The organism is Mesorhizobium sp. B2-4-13, from assembly GCF_006658535.1.
Classification (GTDB): domain Bacteria; phylum Pseudomonadota; class Alphaproteobacteria; order Rhizobiales; family Rhizobiaceae; genus Mesorhizobium; species Mesorhizobium australicum.
Genome location: NZ_VFVB01000007.1, coordinates 266,892 through 285,473 on the forward strand (window position 1 = coordinate 266,892; position 18,582 = coordinate 285,473).

An 18,582-nucleotide genomic window follows, 5' to 3' on the forward strand; every position below is an offset into this window, starting at 1 on the left:
CTCGGGTTGTCCCGCACTGGGGTGCGTCCGAGTACCAATTCATGAATGCACTAGTCAAGATTGAAAGACGACGGGCATCATCACGGTTTCGCGTGTGATATGCGGGGCTGGTGGCTGCTCCTGCGGGATGCAGCCATCGACCATCGGATGAATGGTCCACCGCTGGTCCAGCCCCTGCTGTGTTCGTTTGGTCTCGGGATCGAACGCTTCGTTCAGCATGGCGCACCAGGTCCTGCGCAGATTGTCGCAGCGCGTCCGGAACGCCGCGCTGCCAAGCCCGTCACGGATATCCTGCGCGGTCAGGTCGGTGGTCTCGCCCGGCGGTTTGGGCGGAACCGTGCCCGTGTCGGCAAAGTCCGGATCCCACTGCAGATAGTGTTTCGCGTCGACACTGGCGGCCGCATCGAATTTGACCACCGCCATCAGCGGATGAAACTCGTGCCAGCCCTTGTGGTAGCCGTCATAGACATGTTCGCCGAGGACGGCGACATGATCGCCCATCCTGATGGGGCCGAGCGCCTTGTCGCCGACATTGGCGTCCTCGACATTGCCGGGGTTCCAGTTGAACAATCCCTGCAGGACCGGCTTGACCCCGCCGAAATAGGATGCCGCTCCGCCGATGGCGCCGCCAATGGCCGCTCCGAGCAATCCTCCCAGGAACGAGCCGATGGCGCAGCCCAGCGCACCCAGGAAGAACGATCCTATGGCGCAGCCGACAGCCGCTGCGGCACTGGCGCCGGCGGCCGCCGCGGCCACCGTGACGACCAGGGCCGCCGTCAGCAGGATGACGATGGCCGGCGCCCATTGGCGCATCTTGATCCAGAAGTCGCCCTCGGCCTCGCAGTGCAGGCCCCAGCGGGCATGATCGTCGGCCGGTGCGTAGCCCAGATCCGTCTTCAGGTCGTCGCGTGGCAGCAGCAGCTCATGACCCTGAAAGCCGTCATTGAGAATATCGTTGGCCGGATGGGCCGCGACGCTGGCGGCGAATTCCGCCGCGACGGTGCCGTCGGCATTGTAGCGATTGGCCGCCGCCAAGGCCGCCTCGTTGGTCTCGGCGTTGAGAATTTCCGTCGTCGGATGCGGCATCAGTATGACGTCGAAATACTGGTCGTTGTCGAAGGCGCCGAGATCGCTGCGGAACGGATTGTAGGAGACGATGCCGACGGCGCATTTCGGATTGTCCTTGTCGAGGCAGACCAGGCGGTGGTTGAGCCATTCCCCGGCGGCCTTGTCGATCGTCGCGGTGGCGGACGCCAGAAATGCGATTGCCGCGGCAAGTGCCGCACCGACCGGCCCCAGCAGCAGGCCGAAGGCGGCCGCCAACCCGGTGATCACGATGATCTGCAGCGCCTGGCCGGCGAGGAAAGCCAGCCGATCGTCCTCGTTGTAGGGCTTGCCACCGACCGGATAGAGAAAGCAGCTCGTATAGTGCTTGTAAGCCATCGGAGCGCCTCAGCCTTTCGTGGCGGTGAGCGTCACGCCGCCGGTCATGGTGCGCGATCCACTCTCGCCGATCGTGAAGACGTGGACGTTGAAGGTCTTTGAGCCGCGGAACGCGGTGTCCTTCGGTTCGATTTCGACAGCGATCTCGGTCAGCTGGCGCGGCTGCAGCAAAAGCGTTCTTGGGACGATCCTGACCGACCAGTCGTCCGGCACGGGAAACCGGCCATACGCCTGTTCCTCGAGGGCCTCGGCCCAGCGCGCCTTGCTTTCGGCGAGCCGCGGCTGTGGGGTGTCCGTGCGCTCGTCTCGACCCTGGCCGCGTGACGGGATACATGGCCGCAGCTTCGGCAGAGCGTAGCAGTCCGCCTCGATCTGGAAACGCCGGACGACCGAGGCCTCGTTGCGCACGCTGAAGACGAACTTCGCCGGTGAGCGCATCTCGGCAATGTTGACGTTCTTCTGGCCAAGGTTGTTGCTGGGGTTGGCGTCATCGCCCCAGGAAAGCTGTGCTTGAAGGCAGTAGTGGCCGCCGGTGGCGGGCGTGGTCCAACTGAACTCGGCATAGGCAGGGCAATCGATCGTGCCCTTGGCTCCGAGATTTATGGCGACGTTGGCGATCGGACGGGAAATGGTCTGGGCGCCGAATGACAGGTAGGACAGTGCCACCCCGACGCCCACCGCTGGGGCGTCATAGGACCCGTTCCAGACGCGCACGCGAACGCGATATGCATGTGCTGGCTGAAGCGCGCCGCTGACCGGCAGGGTGCCGTCGAAAATGTCGATGTCGGGGTTGTCCCAGGTGACCGCGAGCCCCTGCGCCATCAGATAGTACTGTGCATAGAGAAGAGGATCGGCGCGCTTGTAGATGTCGGGCGGCAGCTGGATGCAGCAATCGTTCTGCGCTGGGCTGGGCAGCCGCTGGCCCTTGGCCAGCCGGCAAAGCAGCCTGCATATCGTGGCAAACAGCACCTTCAGCCCGGTGGCCAGACGCTTCCAGAATTCGGCGGCGAACAACAGCAAGGCCGCGGTTCTGATGTGGTCGACCAGAGATCCTGCCATGTCGTGTTTCCCACGCTGAGAGGACGCAACGGTAATGTTTTCCTGGCGGACCTGTCTCCACCGGTTGTCCAGAGGCTATTTCTTCAGTGATCCCTGTCTTCTGTAGAAGTAGACGGCGGCGACAAGGACCATGGCCGCAATGACAAGGCTGCTCTCGAAAGTTCCCGAGCCATTGTCGGGAGAAAATCCAAAAAAGCGTTCAATGAAATCCATTTCGGCCGCCCTCCGATCCTTTGACGCTACAGAAGGGTTTACCTTACGTCAATCGAAGGTTGGTCCCGCGCCGCTCCTCACGCATGAGCTGGGAACCAGAGAACCCGTCAGCGAATTTAGCGGGCCATCCCGCAAACTTTCGTGATTTGCCCGTAGTTTGGCTTGGACATTATTTCGCCGGCCACGTAACAAATCAGTGCCGAGGCGCGAAGATCGGGGAGTGAACTCTTGTGAGCGGCAAGGACGAGGCCGAGCTTTCCCGGCTGATGCGGGCCGCGATCGCGGGGGATGAAAAGGCCTATGCCGACTTTCTGCACCGGATTGCCGCGCTGGTCCGCGGTTTCGTCAGGCGCAAGATCGTGCAGGGCGGGGTCGATCCCGAGGATGTCGTGCAGGAAACCTTGCTGGCCATTCATGTGAAACGGCACACCTGGCGCCAGGACGCGCCGGTGCTGCCCTGGGTTTATGCGATTGCCCGTTTCAAGCTGATCGATGCGTTCCGGCGGCGCGGACGGCGCATCGAGATCGATGTCGACGACATCGCCGAGACGTTCGCCGAGCCCGAAACGGAAACCGTCAGCGAGCGCGACATCAACCGGGCGCTCGACGGGCTGCCGCCGGCACAGCGTTCCGTGGTTTCAGCCGTATCCGTTGAGGGCCGCTCGATCGGCGAGACGGCGGCTAAGTTCGGCATCAGCGAGACGGCGGTGCGGGTGTCGCTGCACCGGGGACTTACCGCCATAGCCAGGCGATTCGGGCAGGGGCGGTTCGGGCGGGAATGACATGAAGACCGACGATCTCATCAAGGCGCTCGACGCCGATGCCCGCAGCAAGGCGATGCCATTGCGCTCGGCCTGGTGGCTGGCGGCTGGTGCGGCCGCCTTGGTCGCAGCCGCTGTCTTCATGATGACGATCGGGCCGCGCCCCGATTTCATGGTGGCCGCGCACACGGTGCGTTTCCTGTCCAAATTCGTTTTCACCATCGTGCTCGCCACCAGCGCCTTTGCCCTGATCCGTGCCCTGTCGACGCCGGGCGCGGCGACAGGCCGGGCTATGGCGGCGATGATCGCGGCGCCGCTGCTGGTCGCGGTGGCCGTGGTGCTGGAGCTCTTCGTGGTGCCGCAGGCCCTGTGGAGCACGCGCATGATCGGCTCGAACATGATGATCTGCATGGGCTTCATCCCGCTGATCGGCATCGGCCCGCTGGCCATCTTCCTGTGGATGCTGCGCTATGGCGCGCCGACACGGCCGGTGCTTGCCGGCGCGGTCGCGGGGCTGCTTGCCGGCGCGCTGGCGGCGACTTTCTATGCGGCGCACTGCTTCGACGATTCGCCGCTTTTCGTTGCCACCTGGTACACGATCGCCATCGCGGCTCTCGCTTTGCTTGGTGCGCTCGGCGGGCGGTTTTTCGTGCGCTGGTAGCAGGATACCCACGCCTACACCCCGTGAATACCGATCCTTAATCATGCCGGCAATTGTTTGCCGGTTTTCCATGTCGCCTATGCCCTTGGCGCAACCTTTCCTTAAAATCGATCCTTCAGGGTTTTAACGGGAAAAAGCGATTGCCCACGGGGGTGGCACGAATCGTGACATTGCGAGGTATCATCGGGCCGGGACGGCACAAGCATGCAGCTCTCACGCTGCTTGTGGCCGGTCTGGCCGTAGTGGCCGCCTCGCTTGTACTGTCAAGGCTGGACCTTGGCGCGCAAGCCCTCAGACTTTGCCTCCAAATATCGGTCGCGGTGACGGTCTGCGCGCTTTTCGCGGCCTATCTGTTCATCGGTCGAATCTCGGAGGATCGACGGCAGATCACGGACAGCGAGCAGCGGTTCCGCCGGGCCATGGAGGACTCGGCGATCGGCATCGCTATCGTCGGTCTCGACGGGCGTATTCTCCAGACCAATCCGGCCTTTGCCGCCATGCTTGGCTACAGCCGCGACGAGATCGAGGCGCTGACCTTCTTCCAGCTCACGCATCCCGACGATGTGCAGATCGGAAGCGAAACGATGGCCGGCCTGAAGGCGGGCACCGTCGATGCCTTCCACTTCGAGAAGCGTTATCTCAAGAAGGACGGCACACCCGTCTGGGCTCATCTTGCCGGCTCGGTTATTCGCGACGAGAAAAGCGGCCGGCCGCTCTATCTCGTCTCGCAGATCGAGGACATCGACGCGCGCAAACAGGCCGAGGCGCGCATCACAGAGGCCGAAACGCGCTGGAACTTCGCGCTGGCCGGCGCCGGTCAAGGTGTCTGGGATTTCGACATGCGCAAGGGGGGCACCACCTATTCCTCCACCTGGGTCAAGATGCTGGGCTACGGGGATGGCGAGCTCGATGGCGACCCCGATCGCTGGCTGACGATGATCCAGCCAGACGATCGCGCCACGGTCGCGGAGGCCGATCGCGCCCATCTCGCCGGCGAGACGGAATTTTTCGAAGCCGAGTTCCGCATGCGCCACAAGGACGGCCGCTGGATCTGGATCCTCGACCGCGGCAAGGCCATCGAGCGCGATGCGGACGGACACCTGGTCAGAGCGATCGGCAGCTTGATGGACATTACCCGGCGAAAGCAGGCCGAAGAACGGCTCATCGTCTCGGCGGCGATGCTGGCCGACGAGAAGGAGCGGCTGAGGGTGACGCTGCAATCGATCGGGGATGCCGTCATCTGCACCGATGCCGCGAACCGCGTCACTTTCATGAACCCGGTGGCCGAAAAGTTGACCGGCGTTTCCAGTGACGATGCGCTGGGCAAGACGCTGAGCCATGTCTACTGGGCAGTCGACGAGGAGACGGGCCACAGGATCGGGATGACGCGGCCGGTGACAGGCGAAGAGGCGCGCTCCGACCAGAACAGCCGCGCGGTCCTCATCCGCCGCGACGACACGCGCTGCAGCATCCGCCAGGTCGTGTCGCCGATCCTCAACGAACGCAACGAATTCTGCGGTCTGGTGATCGTCTTCCAGGACTTCACCGATGCGCGTGCCCTGCAGCGACAGCTTGCCCATGCCGCCGCGCATGATGCACTGACCGGCCTTGCCAACCGCTCGAGCTTCATCCGCGCCATGGAGGGGATGGTCGATCAGGCGCGCAAGGACGGCACGACGACAGGGGGCCGCCATCAGTTCATGTTCATCGATCTCGACCATTTCAAGCTGGTCAACGACACGGGAGGTCACGCTGCCGGAGACGCCCTGCTGAAGCGGGTCGCTGATGCCGTGCGCGGCGTGCTTGGTCCTGAAGACATCGTCGCGCGCCTGGGTGGCGACGAATTCGCCGTGATCCTGAAATCGGCTTCCATCACCGGCGCGAGGATCGCGGCGCGTTCCATCATCGATGCGATAGCGGGCCTGAACTTCACCTGGGATGGCCGGCCGCACGGGATCGGCGCCAGCATCGGGTTGACGGCGATCTGCGCCAATTGCGGCGAAGTCGACGAGATCATCGCAAGGGCCGACGCCGCTTGCTATGCAGCCAAGGCCGCCGGCCGGGGATGCGTTTCGGTGGCGCCGGACGGCAAGGTCAGCGACGATGACAGGTCAGAACCGCCCAAGCCACTCGCCGCGGCCTCGTGAGCGGCAATCACGTCAGCGCGTCGGAACGGGATGCTCGCCGCGATAATCGTAGAAGCCGCGCCCGGTCTTGCGGCCGAGCCAGCCGGCCTCGACATATTTGACCAGCAGCGGGCAAGGCCGGTACTTCGAATCCGACAGGCCGTCATGCAGCACCTGCATGATCGACAGGCAGGTATCCAGGCCGATGAAATCGGCAAGCTGCAGCGGTCCCATCGGATGGTTGGCGCCGAGCCGCATGGCGGTGTCGATGGCATCGACCGAGCCGACGCCCTCATAGAGCGTGTAGATCGCTTCGTTAATCATCGGCAGAAGGATGCGGTTGACGATGAAGGCCGGGAAATCTTCCGAGACGGTGATCGTCTTGTCGAGCTGCTTCACATAGGTCTTGGCCGCCTCGAAGGTCTGGTCCTCGGTGGCGATGCCGCGCACCAGTTCGACCAGCTTCATCAGCGGTACCGGGTTCATGAAATGTATGCCGATGAACCGCTCCGGCCGGTCGGTCTGGGCAGCTAGCCGTGTGATCGAAATCGACGAGGTGTTGGTCGCCAGGATCGCTTCGGGATTGAGCTGCGGACAGAGCTGCGCATAGATCTTGCGCTTGACGGTTTCGTCCTCGGTCGCCGCTTCGATCACCAGATCGGCGCCGGCGAGATCGGCCATCGTCGGTGCCGACGCGATGCGTGCCATGGCCTGATTGCGCAGCTTCTCGTCGAGCTTGCCGGACCCCACCTGACGGGCCATGTTGCCGCTGATTGTGGCAATGCCCTTCTCGATGCGGTCGGGCGATATATCGTAGATCAGCACCTTATAGCCCGAAAGCGCGGAGACGTGGGCGATGCCGCCGCCCATCTGGCCCGCACCAATGATGCCGATCGTCTCGATCTTGCTCATTACCCGATCCCGTCCGGAGCGTTTTTCGCTGGATCGCGAACCGCCCCATCTCTTTGTTTTCCCGCAATTCCCGGCGCAAAAACCCCTGCGCACTGCTGCTGGAATTGCTTTCAGCCTTTGTGGCCTGCTTATTGTGCGGTGCAAACTAAAAGGGTGGGGCGACTTCGTCTACCCCACCCTTCGCAATTTAATACGGTTGCGCGGAAGCGTCAAAGCGCCTTCTGCAACTCCGGCAGGATGACGAAGAGGTCGCCGACGAGGCCGTAGTCGGCAACCTGGAAGATCGGCGCTTCCTCGTCCTTGTTGATGGCGACGATGACCTTGGAATCCTTCATGCCGGCAAGGTGCTGGATGGCGCCGGAGATGCCGACCGCGATGTAGAGATCGGGGGCGACGACCTTGCCGGTCTGGCCGACCTGCCAGTCGTTCGGCGCGTACCCGGCATCGACGGCGGCGCGGGAGGCGCCGACGGCGGCACCGAGCTTGTCGGCGACCGGCAGGATGACCTCCTGGAATTTCTCCGAGGAACCGAGCGCGCGGCCGCCCGAGATGATGATCTTGGCCGAGGTCAACTCCGGACGGTCGGTCTCCGACAGCTTGTTCTCGACGAAGGTGGACAGGCCGGGATTGGCTGCCGCATTGACCGTCTCGACCGAAGCCGAGCCACCGTCGGGCGCGGCCTGGAAGGAGGCGGTGCGCACGGTGATGACCTTCTTGGCGTCGCTCGACTGCACCGTCTGGATGGCGTTGCCGGCATAGATCGGCCGCTTGAAGGTATCGGGCGAGACCACTTCGATGATCTCGGAGACCTGCGCGACATCGAGCAGGGCCGCCACGCGCGGCGCGATGTTCTTGCCGGCCGACGTCGCCGGCGCGATGACTGTGTCGTAGGCGCCAGCCAGCGAGACGACCAGTGCCGCCGTCGGCTCGGCCAGGCGCTCGGCGAGTTCGTCGGCTTCGGCGAGCAGCACCTTGCTCACGCCCTTCAGTTTGGCGGCTGCGTCGGCGGCAGCCTTGGCGCCTTTGCCGGCCACCAGCACATGAACGTCCGAGCCGATCTGCAGGGCGGCCGAAAGCGCCTTGGCGGTCTGGTCGGAAAGGGTGGCGTTGTCGTGTTCAGCGATGAGGAGAATTGCCATGTTGTCTGTTCCTTCCGATCTCAGAGCACGCCGGCTTCGTTCTTGAGCTTGTCGACCAGTTCGGCGACGCTCTTGACCTTGACACCCGCCTTGCGGCCGCTCGGCTCCTCGGTCTTGATGACCTTGAGGCGTGGCTTGACGTCGGCGCCGTAATCGGCCGGGCTCTTCTCGTCGAGCGGCTTCTTCTTGGCCTTCATGATATTGGGCAGGGAGGCATAGCGCGGCTGGTTGAGGCGAAGGTCGGCGGTGACGATCACCGGCATCTTCAGCTCCACCGTCTGCAGGCCGCCGTCGACTTCGCGCGTCACCTTGGCATGATCGCCCTCGATCACGACCTTGGAGGCGAAGGTGCCCTGCGCCCAGCCGAGCAGGGCCGCCAGCATCTGGCCGGTCTGGTTGGAATCGTCGTCGATCGCCTGCTTGCCGAGAATGACAAGGCCTGGCTGTTCCGCCTCGACGACGCCCTTCAGCACCTTGGCAACACCGAGCGGCTCGGTCTGCTCGTCGGTCTTGACCAGGATGGCGCGGTCGGCGCCCATGGCGAGCGCGGTGCGCAAGGTTTCCTGCGCCTGCTGCGGACCGATCGACACGACGATGATCTCTTCGGCCTTGCCGGCTTCCTTGATCCGGATCGCCTCTTCCACCGCGATCTCGTCGAACGGGTTCATCGCCATCTTGACGTTGGCCAGTTCCACCGCCGAACCATCAGCCTTCACGCGCACCTTGACGTTCGCGTCCACAACCCGCTTCACGGGCACAAGGATCTTCATTTGCCTGTCACCTCTTCACGCTAGTTGGGCGCGCTATAGCAGCCTGCGCCCCTTCTGAGTTGTCGAAAGCCGACATTCCTGACTGAATTCCGGCCAGACGGAATTCTGGCCGGATGGAAATTCTGGTCTTTGCCCGCCCTGGCTGCTCCTTAAACGCCTTGGGCCGCGGCGGAGACGTTTCCGTAATTGTGGCAACCCCTGCCGTCAATACGCTGAAAGCCGCTCAAATCGGTTCAGTTTGGGCCAGAAGGATTTCCACGTCCCCAGCGCGTCGTGGTGGCGGCCGTTTGGGGCGCCGCTGGTTCGCCGACCACCGGCGGCTGTTCAGGGCTCGGTACCACGGCATCCTCGTCGGCGGGTGCGAACAGCGGCACGCCGCGGCTGCGCAGGACCAGCACCAGAACCGCGCCGGCAATGATGCCGCCGATGTGGCAGGCCCAGGATATCTGATCCTCGCCGCCGGCCGCGAACATCACGATCTGGAACAGCACCCACAGGATGAGCGGAATAAAGGCTGGAATGCGCAAAGGGATGCGGGCGAAGGCAAGCACCCACACCTTCACCCTGGGATAGAGGATCAGGTAGGCGACGACCACGCCGGCGATGGCACCCGACGCGCCGATCAGCGGCGCCTGCGAATCCCAGGCGACCAGCCCCTGGAAGGCGGCTCCGGCGATGGCGCACAGCAGATAGAAGATCAGGTAGCGGATGTGGCCGAGCGCGTCCTCGACATTGTCGCCGAAAACCCAAAGGAACAGCATGTTGCCGCCGAGATGGAAAATATCGGCATGCAGGAAGGAATAGGTGAGATAGCTCAGGCTCTCGGGGATGATGACAAAGCGGGGGTCGAGTTCGGCCGTGTCGTGAACGACGGACGGGATGAAGCCGAGACCAAGCACGGCGGCATTGGTGAAGTTCTCGCCGCCGAGCGCCGTGGCGCAATGGATCACGGCGTTGGCGACAATCAGACCGATGGTCACATATTGCAGCCTGATGTGTCGCAGCCTGTTGGTGTCGTAAAGCGGGATGAACATCGGTCGCCAGCCCCTCCCGCCTCTGGTCCGTTCAGCGGTTCTTGCCGGGAACCCATAGCACGTCGGCATTTCCGTTGTCATTGACCGCCCGGGCGGCGACAAACAGGAAATCCGAGACGCGGTTGATGTATTTCAGCCCGTCGCGGTTGACGTGTTCGGCCGGGTCCTGAGCCAGGGCGACCATCAGCCGCTCGGCGCGCCGTGCCACCGTGCGGGCGAGATGAAGCGCCGCCGCTGCCGGCGTGCCGCCGTTCAGCACGAAGGATTTCAGCGGCTGGAGCTTCTTGTTGAGGACGTCGATATCGTGCTCGACACGGTCGGTCTGCGTGGCAACGATGCGCAACGGCTCGTAGCCAAGCGGCTTGCCGTCATCAGGCACGGCGAGGTCGGCGCCGAGGTCGAAGAGATCGTTCTGGATGCGCGAGAGCATGGCGTCGATCGCCTGGTAGCTCTGTTCGGTATGCACGCGAGCCATGCCGATGCAGGCATTGGCTTCGTCGACCGTGCCGTAGGCGTCCACCCTGAGATCGGATTTCAGCCGCCGCTCACCAGTGCCAAGGCCCGTAGTGCCATCATCGCCGGTGCGGGTGTAGATCTTGTTGAGCTTGACCACATCGCCTCCCGAAAAGCCTCACTTGCGGGTGAAATACACGGCCAGCAGGATCAGCGCCAGCGCCACGGCCTGCAGCAGGACGCGGGCCTGCATCAGCTTGTTGGAGGTCACACCGGAGCCGCCGCGCATCATGTTGATGAGCCCCCTGATCAGCACGACCACCACGGCGGCCATGACCAGAATGGCAAGGATGTTGAAGGCAGTGGCCATTTTTGCGTTTCCAGTTCTTTGCTTGTTCAGGCGCGCTTGGCGAGCAGGCGGTGGAGCATCGAGGCCGGCAGGATGCGTTTAAGCATGGCGCCGATCCTGGCCGACATTGTTACCACATAGTGCGGGCGTGGGCGCCGCGACAGAAGTGCATGGCGAAGCACCTTGTGGACCACTTCAGGCCCGGGCTTCCGCGCCGATTGGCTGCCGCCGGCGCGCATGCGCTCCAGTTGCGCGGCATAGTCGGCGCGATGCGCGGAATTCTCATGGTCGATATTCCTGAGGAACCAGGGCAGGCCATTGCTGGCGATCTTCGATTTCACCGGCCCCGGCTCGATCAGCGAGACATGGATGCCGCTGCCGGCCAGTTCCTGGCGCTGGCACAGCATCAGGGCCTCCAAGGCATGCTTGGAGGCCGAATAGGCGCCGCGGAAGCGCACAGGCACGAGACCGAGGATCGACGAGCAATGGACGAGGCGGCCGTGGCCCTGGCGTCGCATCACCGGAACCAGGCGGCGGGTCAGGTCGTGCCAGCCGAAGAAATTGGCCTCGAACTGCTCCCTGAGCGCCGCAACGGGCAGATCCTCGACGGCGCCTGCCTGCGCGTAGGCGCCGTTGTTGAACAGCGCGTCGAGCCTGCCGCCGGTGCGGTCGAGCACCGCCGCCGCCAGAGCGGCTATGGAGTCCGGTTCGCTATAGTCGAGGTAAAAAGCCTCGACGCCGTCGACTTCGAGGGCGGCGATGTCCTCCGGCTTGCGCGCCGTCGCGAACACCCGCCAGCCCTCAGCCTTCAATGCACGGGTGCAATAGGCGCCTATGCCGGAAGATGCACCGGTGACGATGATGGTGCGCAACTCTGCCGCTGGAGAATTCGGGGTTTGACGAAGGGTTGCCATTTGCCGCATTCATTTCCCATATTCGCGGCGTCGAGACAATCGAGGGGAGCGCGCGTCCTTGCTGCGGAACATTGTCGCCCTGCGCCGCGTGCTCTACGACGCGCTCGGCCACTTCAATACCGATGACGGCTGGGCGATGGCCAGCCATCTGGCGATCACTTCGCTGATGGCGCTGTTTCCATTCCTGATCTTCGCCACGACGCTGGGCAGCTTCCTTGGTGCCCAGGCCTTTGCCGACACAGCCGTGCACCTGGTCTTCGACACCTGGCCGGACCAGATCGCCAAGCCGATCGCACACGAGGTGCTGAACGTGCTGACCGTCAGGCGCAGTGATCTGTTGACTTATGGCGTGCTGCTTGCCGCCTACTTTGCCTCCAACGGCATCGAGGCGCTGCGCACCTCGCTGAACCGCGCCTATCGGGTCACGGAAACGCGCGGCATCATCTATCGCCGGGTGCAAAGCATCTTCTTCGTGCTGATCGCTACCGCCGGGTTCCTGGCGATAAGCGTGCTGCTGGTGTTCGCGCCCCTGCTGGCGCGGCTGGCGGAAGCCCATTTCGAATGGATCAAACCCTATACGGGCACGATCACGCTGTGGCGGTACGTCATCGCCTCAACCGTCATCATCGGCGGACTGTTTGCCGTCCATTACTGGCTGCCGGCCGGCAAGCGCCGTTTCGTCTCGCTGATACCCGGCATCATCTTCACACTGGCCGCATGGCTTATCGGCTCGACCATGTTCGCCACCTATCTCGACCATTTCTCGTCCTATGTGACGACCTATGCCGGTCTCGCCTCGATCATGATCGCGGTGGTCTTCCTCTACATCGTCTCGGCGATCTTCATCCTCGGCGGCGAGCTCAACGCCGCGATCAGCCGTTATCTAGAGGCGCGTGCCCGGGTCGGCTGAAGTTTGCCTGTTCGGGCGGTTGCCAGGCCCACGCCGAAAGTGGTGATGGCCATGCCGACGATCTGCAGCGCATTGAGCTGCTCGTTGAACAAGGCCCAGGCGATGACGGCCGTCACCGCCGGCACCAGGTAGAACAACGAGGCCACTTTCGACATCTCGCCGTCACGGATCATCACCATCAGGAGAAAGATGGCGCCGAGCGACAGCACCAGCAGCAGCCAGCCCATGGCGAAGACCAATTCGCCATTGATGACGACGGTTTGGGTTTCGAAGGCAAGCGAAGCCAGGATCATCAGCGAAGCGCCGCCGACATATTGCCACATGGTGGCCGCCACGAGGTCGCCTCCGGACGCAAAACGCTTTTGCCAGATCGTGCCGGCGCTCATGCCGAGCACCGAGACCAGCGAGGCGGCCAGTGTCGCCGCCGTCACGCCGCCACCGAGCGCCCCGAGTTTCGGCCACAGCACGATGACGATGCCGACCAGCCCGATAGCGAGGCCAAGCCAGTGGCGCGGCAGGATGGCCTCGCCCAGAAACTTGCCGGCAAGCACCGCGGTGATCAGCGGCTGCAGGCCGACGATCAGGGCCGAAAAACCGGCCGGCATGCCTCGATGGATGGCCCAGAAGACGGCGCCGAGATAGATGCCATGCATCAGCACGCCGGCGCCGGTGGCATGCAGAGCCTCCTCGCGGGTGGCTCGTTTCGAGCCCAGCACCAGCATCAGCACGGCCAGCAGGATGGCGGCGAGCACGAAACGCGCGGCGAGGAAGGTGAACGGCTCCGCCCATGGCATGGCGTAACGCGCGCCGATGAAGCCGGTCGCCCACAGGACAACGAAGGTGGCGGGGATGAACCGCTTGATGCTGGACATTTTCCGGGATCGCCGCGCTGGTGAGAATTGACCGTGAGGATGCTCTAGTCCTGTTCAACCCCGCGCGCAAAACGAAACGATTGATCCATGCGTCAAGGAGGTTGAACGGGTGGCGTGTCCGGAGAGCGTTTCTCCTGTCAGAGCCCAATCATCCTTCTGACTTCCTCCGGCGAGGCGCCTGCGTCGCGCAAGGCGGCAAGGCCCGTATCCCTGAAGCTCTTCGACAGTTTTCGCCCATCCGGCCCGAGGATCAGCCGATGATGGAAATAGGCGGGTGGCTGCAATCCCAGAATCTCCTGCAGCAGGCGTTGCACCCCGGTCGCGGAAAACAGGTCCTGTCCGCGCACGACATGGCTGACGCCTTGCAGGGCATCGTCGATGACTACGGCGAGGTGGTAGCTGGTCGGGATGTCGCGGCGCGCCACGATAACGTCGCCCCAATCCTGGGGACGCGCCTCGACGGAGCGCGTCGTGGACAGCGTCCCGTCGCTGAATTCGGCCCATGCCAGGTCCCTGCCGGCACGCGCCATGGCGGCGCCGACGTCCAGCCGCCAGGCGAAGGGCGCATTCTCGGCAATCCGCCGGTTGCGTTCCTTCATCGAAAGCGCCTTGTCGGCCGGGGGATAGAGCGGCACACCGTCGGGATCGCGCGGCCAGTCGCGCCCGCGCTTTTCGCCGTCGGCGATGAAGGCACGTATCTCGCCGCGGCTCATGAAGGCGGGATAGACGAGTTCCTCGCGGATCAGGCGCCCGAGCACCGTTCCATATTCTGCAAAATGCTCGGACTGGCGGCGCACGGGCTTTTCCCAGTCGAGGCCCAGCCATTTCAGATCGGCGATCATGCCCGCCTCGAACTCCGGCGTGCAGCGCGTGGTGTCGATATCCTCGATGCGCAGCAGCAGGCGGCCGCCACTGGTATTTGCGAGCTTCTGGTTGAGCAGCGCCGAATAGGCGTGGCCCAGATGCAGTTCGCCGTTGGGGCTGGGCGCGAAGCGGAATGTCAGGAGCGTCATGTCTCGAGCGGCAATCGGGTTGTGCTGTGGTTTTGGCGGTTGCTACCTTGCTGCACATCTTCGGACAAGGATACCATGCAGCGCATCGCGACACTGGACGACGTTGAGCGGGGGCTGGACGCGCTTTGCCTCATCGACCCGCGCCTGGGGAAAGTGCGCGGCATGGCCGGCGAGGTGCCGCTCAGGCTTTCGGAGCCGGGCTTCAGGAGCCTGGCCTCGATCATCGTCTCGCAGCAGGTGTCGCGGGCGAGCGCCGATGCGATCTTCGGCCGGCTGACGAAACTCGTCGATCCGCTGACGCCGCGGGCGATCCTTGCCGCCGGCGAGGACATGTTTCGCGAGGCCGGCCTGTCGCGGCCCAAGCAGCGCGGCCTGATCGCGGTCGCCCAGGCCGTGGCCGATGGGCTCGATCTGCATCACCTCTGTTCGCTCGATGCCATGGAGGCGATCGCCAGGATGACGGCGGTGCCCGGTATCGGTACGTGGACGGCGGAAGTGTATCTGTTGTTTGCGGCCGGGCATCCCGACATTTTCCCGGCGCGCGACGTCGCCCTGCAGAGCGCTGTCGGCCATGCGCTCGGCATCGACCCTCGTCCAGCGGAGAAAACACTGATCGCGCTGGCCGAATCATGGAGCCCGTGGCGAGGTGTCGCATCGCGGCTTTTCTGGTCCTATTATCGCGAAACCAGGGGCCGGGACGCCGCGCCGCCGGCCTGAATCCGCAAGAAAGCCTAAAAATCATGTGTTTTTGGCGCTTCGTGCCAGCGACAATCCGCTTCACATCCCTGTCATGTCAGGCTTACAGTATCCACGCCGAACGGTTCTAGAACTAGGAGGTCAACAAGGTGACGGTTGCCGTATCTCCGGATGGGCTTCCAGCGCTGGTGCTGAATGCGGATTACCGTCCGCTCAGCTATTACCCCTTGTCGCTCTGGTCCTGGCAGGACGCCATCAAGGCGGTGTTCCTCGACAGGGTGAACATCGTGGCCGAATACGAGCACGCCGTATCCTCGCCGACCTTCTCGATGAAGCTGCCGAGCGTGGTTAGCCTGAAGGCCTATGTGAAGCCGTCCAGGCATCCGGCCTTCACCCGTTTCAACGTCTTCCTGCGCGACCGTTTCCAGTGCCAGTATTGCGGTACCCCCGAGGACCTGACCTTCGACCATGTCATCCCGCGTCACCGTGGCGGCGCCACGACATGGGAGAATGTCGTGGCCGCCTGTTCGCCCTGCAATCTGAGGAAGGGCGGCATGATGCCGGCTCACGCCAAGATGTGGCCGCTGCAGAAGCCGTTTCAGCCGACGGTGCATGATCTGCACAATAACGGCCGCCTGTTCCCGCCCAACCATCTGCATGAAAGCTGGATGGATTATCTCTACTGGGATGTCGAACTGGAGCCTTGAGTTCGTTCGAAGAATTCGGGAGGTTGGCCGTCTGGAGCAAATTGTCTGCGCTTCCGGGGCTCACGAAGTTGATGGCCGCTCCGCTCCGGTTCTCGAAAATCACTTTATCCGACCCAGCCTGCCGAATTCTTTGAAGGATCTCAAGTCGGCGCGTTCGCTACATCAGTCGCGGGCCAGCGCGCCACGGAAGGCGACGGCGGCGAGGATCAGGCTGGCGATGGCGTTCCAACCGGCCAGCGACAGGCCGAGAATGCGCAAGGCGGCCTTGTCGCAGGAGGGCGGCACGAATTTGTCGAGCGCGTCGAGGACGCCCTTGCCACCGGTGTCGACCGGTCCGGCGCCCGCCGTGCAATCGGCAGGACCCTGCCACCAGGCCCATTCGACGCCGGAGTGATAGACGCCGAGATAGAGCCCGTACAGCATCAGGAGGCCGCCAATGGCCAACAGGCCGCGCGTCAGCCATGCGGGTGCGCGCAGCATCGACGCTATCGCCGCCAGCACCATCAACGGCACGCCGATGTAATACGGCGTGCGCTGTTCCAGGCAGAGGTGGCAGGGGATGTAGCCGCCAATGTGCTGGAAGCCGAGCGCCGAGCCAACGGTCGCGGCCATCGCGACGGCGAGAAACAGGGCCGCGCGTGTCCGCTGGTGGCCGGTATCGGCATTCATGGTCGCTGTCATGGCGTCTTTCGTCCGTTGTGTTCGCCGTCCGCAAAGTCTGCTCGCCGCGCTGCCAAAACCGTTGCGCGGTTTTAAGCATCAAACCTCAGAGGGCGTATTTGATCAGGATATAGAGCAAAATCAGGGCGACCGCGGCGGCGCCGACGATCAGGCCCAGGCGCTTTTCGATGAATTCGCGGATTGGCTCGCCATAGCGGCGCAAAAGCCACGCCAGCAGCAGGAAGCGGGCGCCGCGCGCGATGATGGCCGAGACGATGAAGACAACAAGGTTGATGTGGAGCGCGCCGGCCAGAATAGTGACCACCTTGATCGGCGGCAGGTGCGCAACGCCGGATGTGACGAGCAGCACCAGCATTAGCCCGGTGCCGGAAGACTGCCACTTCTCGAACGTGGCAAGGCCGCCGAAGTGCTCCAGGATCGGCCGTGCTATTGTGTCGTAGGCATAGTAGCCGATCAGCCAGCCGGCGATGCCGCCCAGCACGGACGCAACGGTGGCGGTCAGCGCGTAGCGATAGGCGCGTTCGGGGCGCGCCAGCGCCATGGGCAGGAACAGAACGTCTGCCGGTATGAAGAACACCGAGCTCTCGACGAAAGCGATGAAGGCCAGCCACCATTCGGCGGATTTGCGCGCCGCCAGCGACAGGGTCCAGTCATACAGTCCGCGAAGCATCGGCTCTCCTATGGAACGGCCCGTCTGTCTAGAAAGGTTTTTCGCGCTGCACAATGGCTGCGGTCTTACAAATTGGAAAGGTGCCGTCTGGTCGCGGCAGAGGCTGGTTTGGAAATTGGCCTGTTGACGAACAGGCCTCCGACCGTATAGTCCGCGCCCATCCAGGCCGCGCGGCCTGAGCCCCTATGGCGGAATTGGTAGACGCGCTCGACTCAAAATCGAGTTCCGCAAGGAGTGCTGGTTCGATCCCGGCTAGGGGCACCATCCTTCAAAATCAGAGCAAAGCTTAGCCATTTTGGGGCAGTTATCGCGGGAGGCGCTCAGGCCATGCTTGCCGCCGCCACTTAGCCACGGAACGAGAAGGCGGCATAGAAGAAGCTCGACATCCGAGAATCCGGTCTCGCAAACCAGATCCTCTTCGGCGCCGGAAAGCAGCGGCAAACGGCCGGCCATTTCTGCCCAGGCCGCGGCCTTCCCCAATCGACGTCGGCGAAGGCGGACGAACGCGCCAACCAGCGCTTCGCCGTTCCGTTCGGCACGCTGTGGTGGGCGACAACAAGGCGCGCGCCGGTTTCAGCCGCTCGCTTCTGTCGAGAAAGTGCAGCGTAAGCAGACATGTCGCGCCTGCTGTACTTTTCATCAGACGTGTGTATAAGACACATATTACTGAGTGAGGGCGCAGGTCGTTCCTTGCAACGTGCGACACTTGCTGTTGGGTTATGGTCTAATCCTTCATCGTATCGACGAGCATTCGCATCAAGCGGACTAGATCGTCGAAGTCCTTGCGGTCCCAGTCGGCGAATTTCGCAACGGCTATTTGCTCCCGCGCCGCATCCAGCGCGTCCGTCGCCGCTTTTCCCTGCGGTGTGACAACGGCCTCGCGAACTCTCTTGTCAGCAGCGCTCAAGCGCCGCGTGACCAGTCCCAGCTCCTCCAGTCGTGACACCTGTCGACTGACGGTCGTGTAATCGCGACCGACGCGGCCAGCCAGATCGACAACGCCGATCGGGCCAAGTCTCTCGACAAGAACGAGCAGCGGGAAGAGGGCACGCTCGAGCGTGAGGCCCGCCTTGGTGAGCAATTCCACATCCCGCTCGGGTCGGTTCATGATGGTGACGATGTCAATCAGCGAGCGATGCAGCTCGGGCAACAACACTTTAATATGTGCGTTATGCACTTTCTTTATTGACACCGGCTTG

Annotated in this window: 21 protein-coding genes and 1 tRNA gene; 7 read left to right on the forward strand and 15 right to left on the reverse strand. The window is 63.4% G+C overall.

Annotation, left to right across the window (positions count from 1 at the left end; translation table 11 throughout):
- Positions 1-54 precede the first annotated feature (54 nt).
- The 3 genes from FJ936_RS20615 to FJ936_RS30560 form a co-directional block, all read right to left on the reverse strand.
- Complete coding sequence (locus tag FJ936_RS20615; RefSeq protein WP_140787725.1) at positions 55-1,443, reverse strand: hypothetical protein; 1,389 nt, start codon at positions 1,441-1,443, stop codon at positions 55-57.
- Positions 1,444-1,452: 9 nt separating this feature from the next.
- Entirely contained in the window at positions 1,453-2,502 is a 1,050-nt protein-coding gene (locus tag FJ936_RS20620; RefSeq protein WP_140787727.1) for a hypothetical protein, read from the reverse strand.
- Between the two features lie 75 nt (positions 2,503-2,577).
- Positions 2,578-2,715: a hypothetical protein gene (locus tag FJ936_RS30560; protein ID WP_181171062.1), complete on the reverse strand. Its 138-nt coding sequence runs from the start codon at positions 2,713-2,715 to the stop codon at positions 2,578-2,580.
- Between the two features lie 230 nt (positions 2,716-2,945).
- Here FJ936_RS30560 and FJ936_RS20625 point away from each other — a divergent pair, with 230 nt between their 5' ends.
- From FJ936_RS20625 to FJ936_RS20635, 3 genes are all read left to right on the forward strand, one after another.
- Positions 2,946-3,497, forward strand: a complete 552-nt coding sequence (locus FJ936_RS20625; protein WP_015315559.1) for a sigma-70 family RNA polymerase sigma factor — start codon at positions 2,946-2,948, stop codon at positions 3,495-3,497.
- A 1-nt stretch (position 3,498) separates the two neighbouring features.
- Entirely contained in the window at positions 3,499-4,137 is a 639-nt protein-coding gene (locus FJ936_RS20630; protein WP_140787730.1) for an NrsF family protein, read from the forward strand.
- Between the two features lie 164 nt (positions 4,138-4,301).
- Positions 4,302-6,284: a PAS domain S-box protein gene (locus FJ936_RS20635; RefSeq protein WP_181171064.1), complete on the forward strand. Its 1,983-nt coding sequence runs from the start codon at positions 4,302-4,304 to the stop codon at positions 6,282-6,284.
- Positions 6,285-6,296: 12 nt separating this feature from the next.
- On the opposite strand, the gene FJ936_RS20640 is transcribed toward FJ936_RS20635, so the two are convergent.
- The 7 genes from FJ936_RS20640 to FJ936_RS20670 form a co-directional block, all read right to left on the reverse strand.
- Complete coding sequence (locus FJ936_RS20640) at positions 6,297-7,175, reverse strand: 3-hydroxybutyryl-CoA dehydrogenase (protein ID WP_015315562.1); 879 nt, start codon at positions 7,173-7,175, stop codon at positions 6,297-6,299.
- A gap of 209 nt (positions 7,176-7,384) precedes the next feature.
- Entirely contained in the window at positions 7,385-8,314 is a 930-nt protein-coding gene (locus FJ936_RS20645) for an electron transfer flavoprotein subunit alpha/FixB family protein (RefSeq protein WP_140662810.1), read from the reverse strand.
- A gap of 20 nt (positions 8,315-8,334) precedes the next feature.
- Positions 8,335-9,084 (reverse strand): electron transfer flavoprotein subunit beta/FixA family protein, encoded by a 750-nt coding sequence (locus FJ936_RS20650; RefSeq protein ID WP_140787732.1) that lies wholly within the window; start codon positions 9,082-9,084, stop codon positions 8,335-8,337.
- A 233-nt stretch (positions 9,085-9,317) separates the two neighbouring features.
- Positions 9,318-10,118: a rhomboid family intramembrane serine protease gene (locus FJ936_RS20655; RefSeq protein WP_140787736.1), complete on the reverse strand. Its 801-nt coding sequence runs from the start codon at positions 10,116-10,118 to the stop codon at positions 9,318-9,320.
- Between the two features lie 31 nt (positions 10,119-10,149).
- Positions 10,150-10,731: a cob(I)yrinic acid a,c-diamide adenosyltransferase gene (locus FJ936_RS20660; protein ID WP_015315566.1), complete on the reverse strand. Its 582-nt coding sequence runs from the start codon at positions 10,729-10,731 to the stop codon at positions 10,150-10,152.
- Between the two features lie 18 nt (positions 10,732-10,749).
- On the reverse strand, positions 10,750-10,941 hold the full coding sequence (locus tag FJ936_RS20665; RefSeq protein WP_015315567.1) for a twin transmembrane helix small protein: 192 nt from the start codon (positions 10,939-10,941) through the stop codon (positions 10,750-10,752).
- 26 nt (positions 10,942-10,967) lie between these two features.
- On the reverse strand, positions 10,968-11,834 hold the full coding sequence (locus FJ936_RS20670; RefSeq protein WP_140787741.1) for an SDR family oxidoreductase: 867 nt from the start codon (positions 11,832-11,834) through the stop codon (positions 10,968-10,970).
- 58 nt (positions 11,835-11,892) lie between these two features.
- Here FJ936_RS20670 and FJ936_RS20675 point away from each other — a divergent pair, with 58 nt between their 5' ends.
- Positions 11,893-12,744: a YihY/virulence factor BrkB family protein gene (locus FJ936_RS20675; RefSeq protein ID WP_015315569.1), complete on the forward strand. Its 852-nt coding sequence runs from the start codon at positions 11,893-11,895 to the stop codon at positions 12,742-12,744.
- Here FJ936_RS20675 and FJ936_RS20680 read toward each other — a convergent pair.
- Together FJ936_RS20680 and gluQRS are read right to left on the reverse strand one after the other, a co-directional pair.
- Complete coding sequence (locus tag FJ936_RS20680) at positions 12,714-13,616, reverse strand: EamA family transporter (protein WP_140662803.1); 903 nt, start codon at positions 13,614-13,616, stop codon at positions 12,714-12,716. The two genes, FJ936_RS20675 and FJ936_RS20680, sit on opposite strands and share 31 nt — an antisense overlap.
- 137 nt (positions 13,617-13,753) lie before the next feature.
- Positions 13,754-14,629 (reverse strand): tRNA glutamyl-Q(34) synthetase GluQRS, encoded by an 876-nt coding sequence (gluQRS, locus tag FJ936_RS20685; protein WP_140787747.1) that lies wholly within the window; start codon positions 14,627-14,629, stop codon positions 13,754-13,756.
- 75 nt (positions 14,630-14,704) lie between these two features.
- Here gluQRS and FJ936_RS20690 point away from each other — a divergent pair, with 75 nt between their 5' ends.
- Together FJ936_RS20690 and FJ936_RS20695 are read left to right on the forward strand one after the other, a co-directional pair.
- Positions 14,705-15,346 (forward strand): DNA-3-methyladenine glycosylase, encoded by a 642-nt coding sequence (locus FJ936_RS20690; RefSeq protein WP_140616848.1) that lies wholly within the window; start codon positions 14,705-14,707, stop codon positions 15,344-15,346.
- A gap of 128 nt (positions 15,347-15,474) precedes the next feature.
- On the forward strand, positions 15,475-16,032 hold the full coding sequence (locus tag FJ936_RS20695) for an HNH endonuclease (RefSeq protein WP_006328497.1): 558 nt from the start codon (positions 15,475-15,477) through the stop codon (positions 16,030-16,032).
- A gap of 162 nt (positions 16,033-16,194) precedes the next feature.
- Here FJ936_RS20695 and FJ936_RS20700 read toward each other — a convergent pair whose 3' ends face one another.
- The gene (locus FJ936_RS20700) at positions 16,195-16,713 is read right to left on the reverse strand and encodes a disulfide bond formation protein B (RefSeq protein ID WP_140616849.1); all 519 of its coding nucleotides are present in this window, start codon (positions 16,711-16,713) and stop codon (positions 16,195-16,197) included.
- An 85-nt stretch (positions 16,714-16,798) separates the two neighbouring features.
- The gene (locus FJ936_RS20705; protein WP_015315574.1) at positions 16,799-17,383 is read right to left on the reverse strand and encodes a YqaA family protein; all 585 of its coding nucleotides are present in this window, start codon (positions 17,381-17,383) and stop codon (positions 16,799-16,801) included.
- A gap of 179 nt (positions 17,384-17,562) precedes the next feature.
- Between FJ936_RS20705 and FJ936_RS20710 the strand changes: the two genes are divergently transcribed.
- Positions 17,563-17,647, forward strand: a tRNA-Leu gene (locus tag FJ936_RS20710).
- Between the two features lie 460 nt (positions 17,648-18,107).
- Here the strand turns inward: FJ936_RS20710 and FJ936_RS20715 are convergent.
- Complete coding sequence (locus FJ936_RS20715; protein WP_015315575.1) at positions 18,108-18,575, reverse strand: MarR family transcriptional regulator; 468 nt, start codon at positions 18,573-18,575, stop codon at positions 18,108-18,110.
- Positions 18,576-18,582 lie beyond the last annotated feature (7 nt).

Bases quoted from the DNA above. Each gene is read 5' to 3' on its own strand.
- FJ936_RS20705 (WP_015315574.1), bottom strand. From the start codon at position 17,383: ATGCTTCGCGGACTGTATGACTGGACCCTGTCGCTGGCGGCGCGCAAA.
- FJ936_RS20690 (WP_140616848.1), top strand. From the start codon at position 14,705: ATGCAGCGCATCGCGACACTGGACGACGTTGAGCGGGGGCTGGACGCG.
- FJ936_RS20615 (WP_140787725.1), bottom strand. From the start codon at position 1,443: ATGGCTTACAAGCACTATACGAGCTGCTTTCTCTATCCGGTCGGTGGC.
- FJ936_RS20645 (WP_140662810.1), bottom strand. From the start codon at position 8,314: ATGGCAATTCTCCTCATCGCTGAACACGACAACGCCACCCTTTCCGAC.
- FJ936_RS20680 (WP_140662803.1), bottom strand. From the start codon at position 13,616: ATGTCCAGCATCAAGCGGTTCATCCCCGCCACCTTCGTTGTCCTGTGG.
- FJ936_RS20650 (WP_140787732.1), bottom strand. From the start codon at position 9,084: ATGAAGATCCTTGTGCCCGTGAAGCGGGTTGTGGACGCGAACGTCAAG.
- FJ936_RS20655 (WP_140787736.1), bottom strand. From the start codon at position 10,118: ATGTTCATCCCGCTTTACGACACCAACAGGCTGCGACACATCAGGCTG.
- FJ936_RS20640 (WP_015315562.1), bottom strand. From the start codon at position 7,175: ATGAGCAAGATCGAGACGATCGGCATCATTGGTGCGGGCCAGATGGGC.
- FJ936_RS20670 (WP_140787741.1), bottom strand. From the start codon at position 11,834: ATGGCAACCCTTCGTCAAACCCCGAATTCTCCAGCGGCAGAGTTGCGC.
- FJ936_RS20620 (WP_140787727.1), bottom strand. From the start codon at position 2,502: ATGGCAGGATCTCTGGTCGACCACATCAGAACCGCGGCCTTGCTGTTG.
- FJ936_RS20700 (WP_140616849.1), bottom strand. From the start codon at position 16,713: ATGACAGCGACCATGAATGCCGATACCGGCCACCAGCGGACACGCGCG.
- FJ936_RS30560 (WP_181171062.1), bottom strand. From the start codon at position 2,715: ATGGATTTCATTGAACGCTTTTTTGGATTTTCTCCCGACAATGGCTCG.
- FJ936_RS20665 (WP_015315567.1), bottom strand. From the start codon at position 10,941: ATGGCCACTGCCTTCAACATCCTTGCCATTCTGGTCATGGCCGCCGTG.
- gluQRS (WP_140787747.1), bottom strand. From the start codon at position 14,629: ATGACGCTCCTGACATTCCGCTTCGCGCCCAGCCCCAACGGCGAACTG.
- FJ936_RS20630 (WP_140787730.1), top strand. From the start codon at position 3,499: ATGAAGACCGACGATCTCATCAAGGCGCTCGACGCCGATGCCCGCAGC.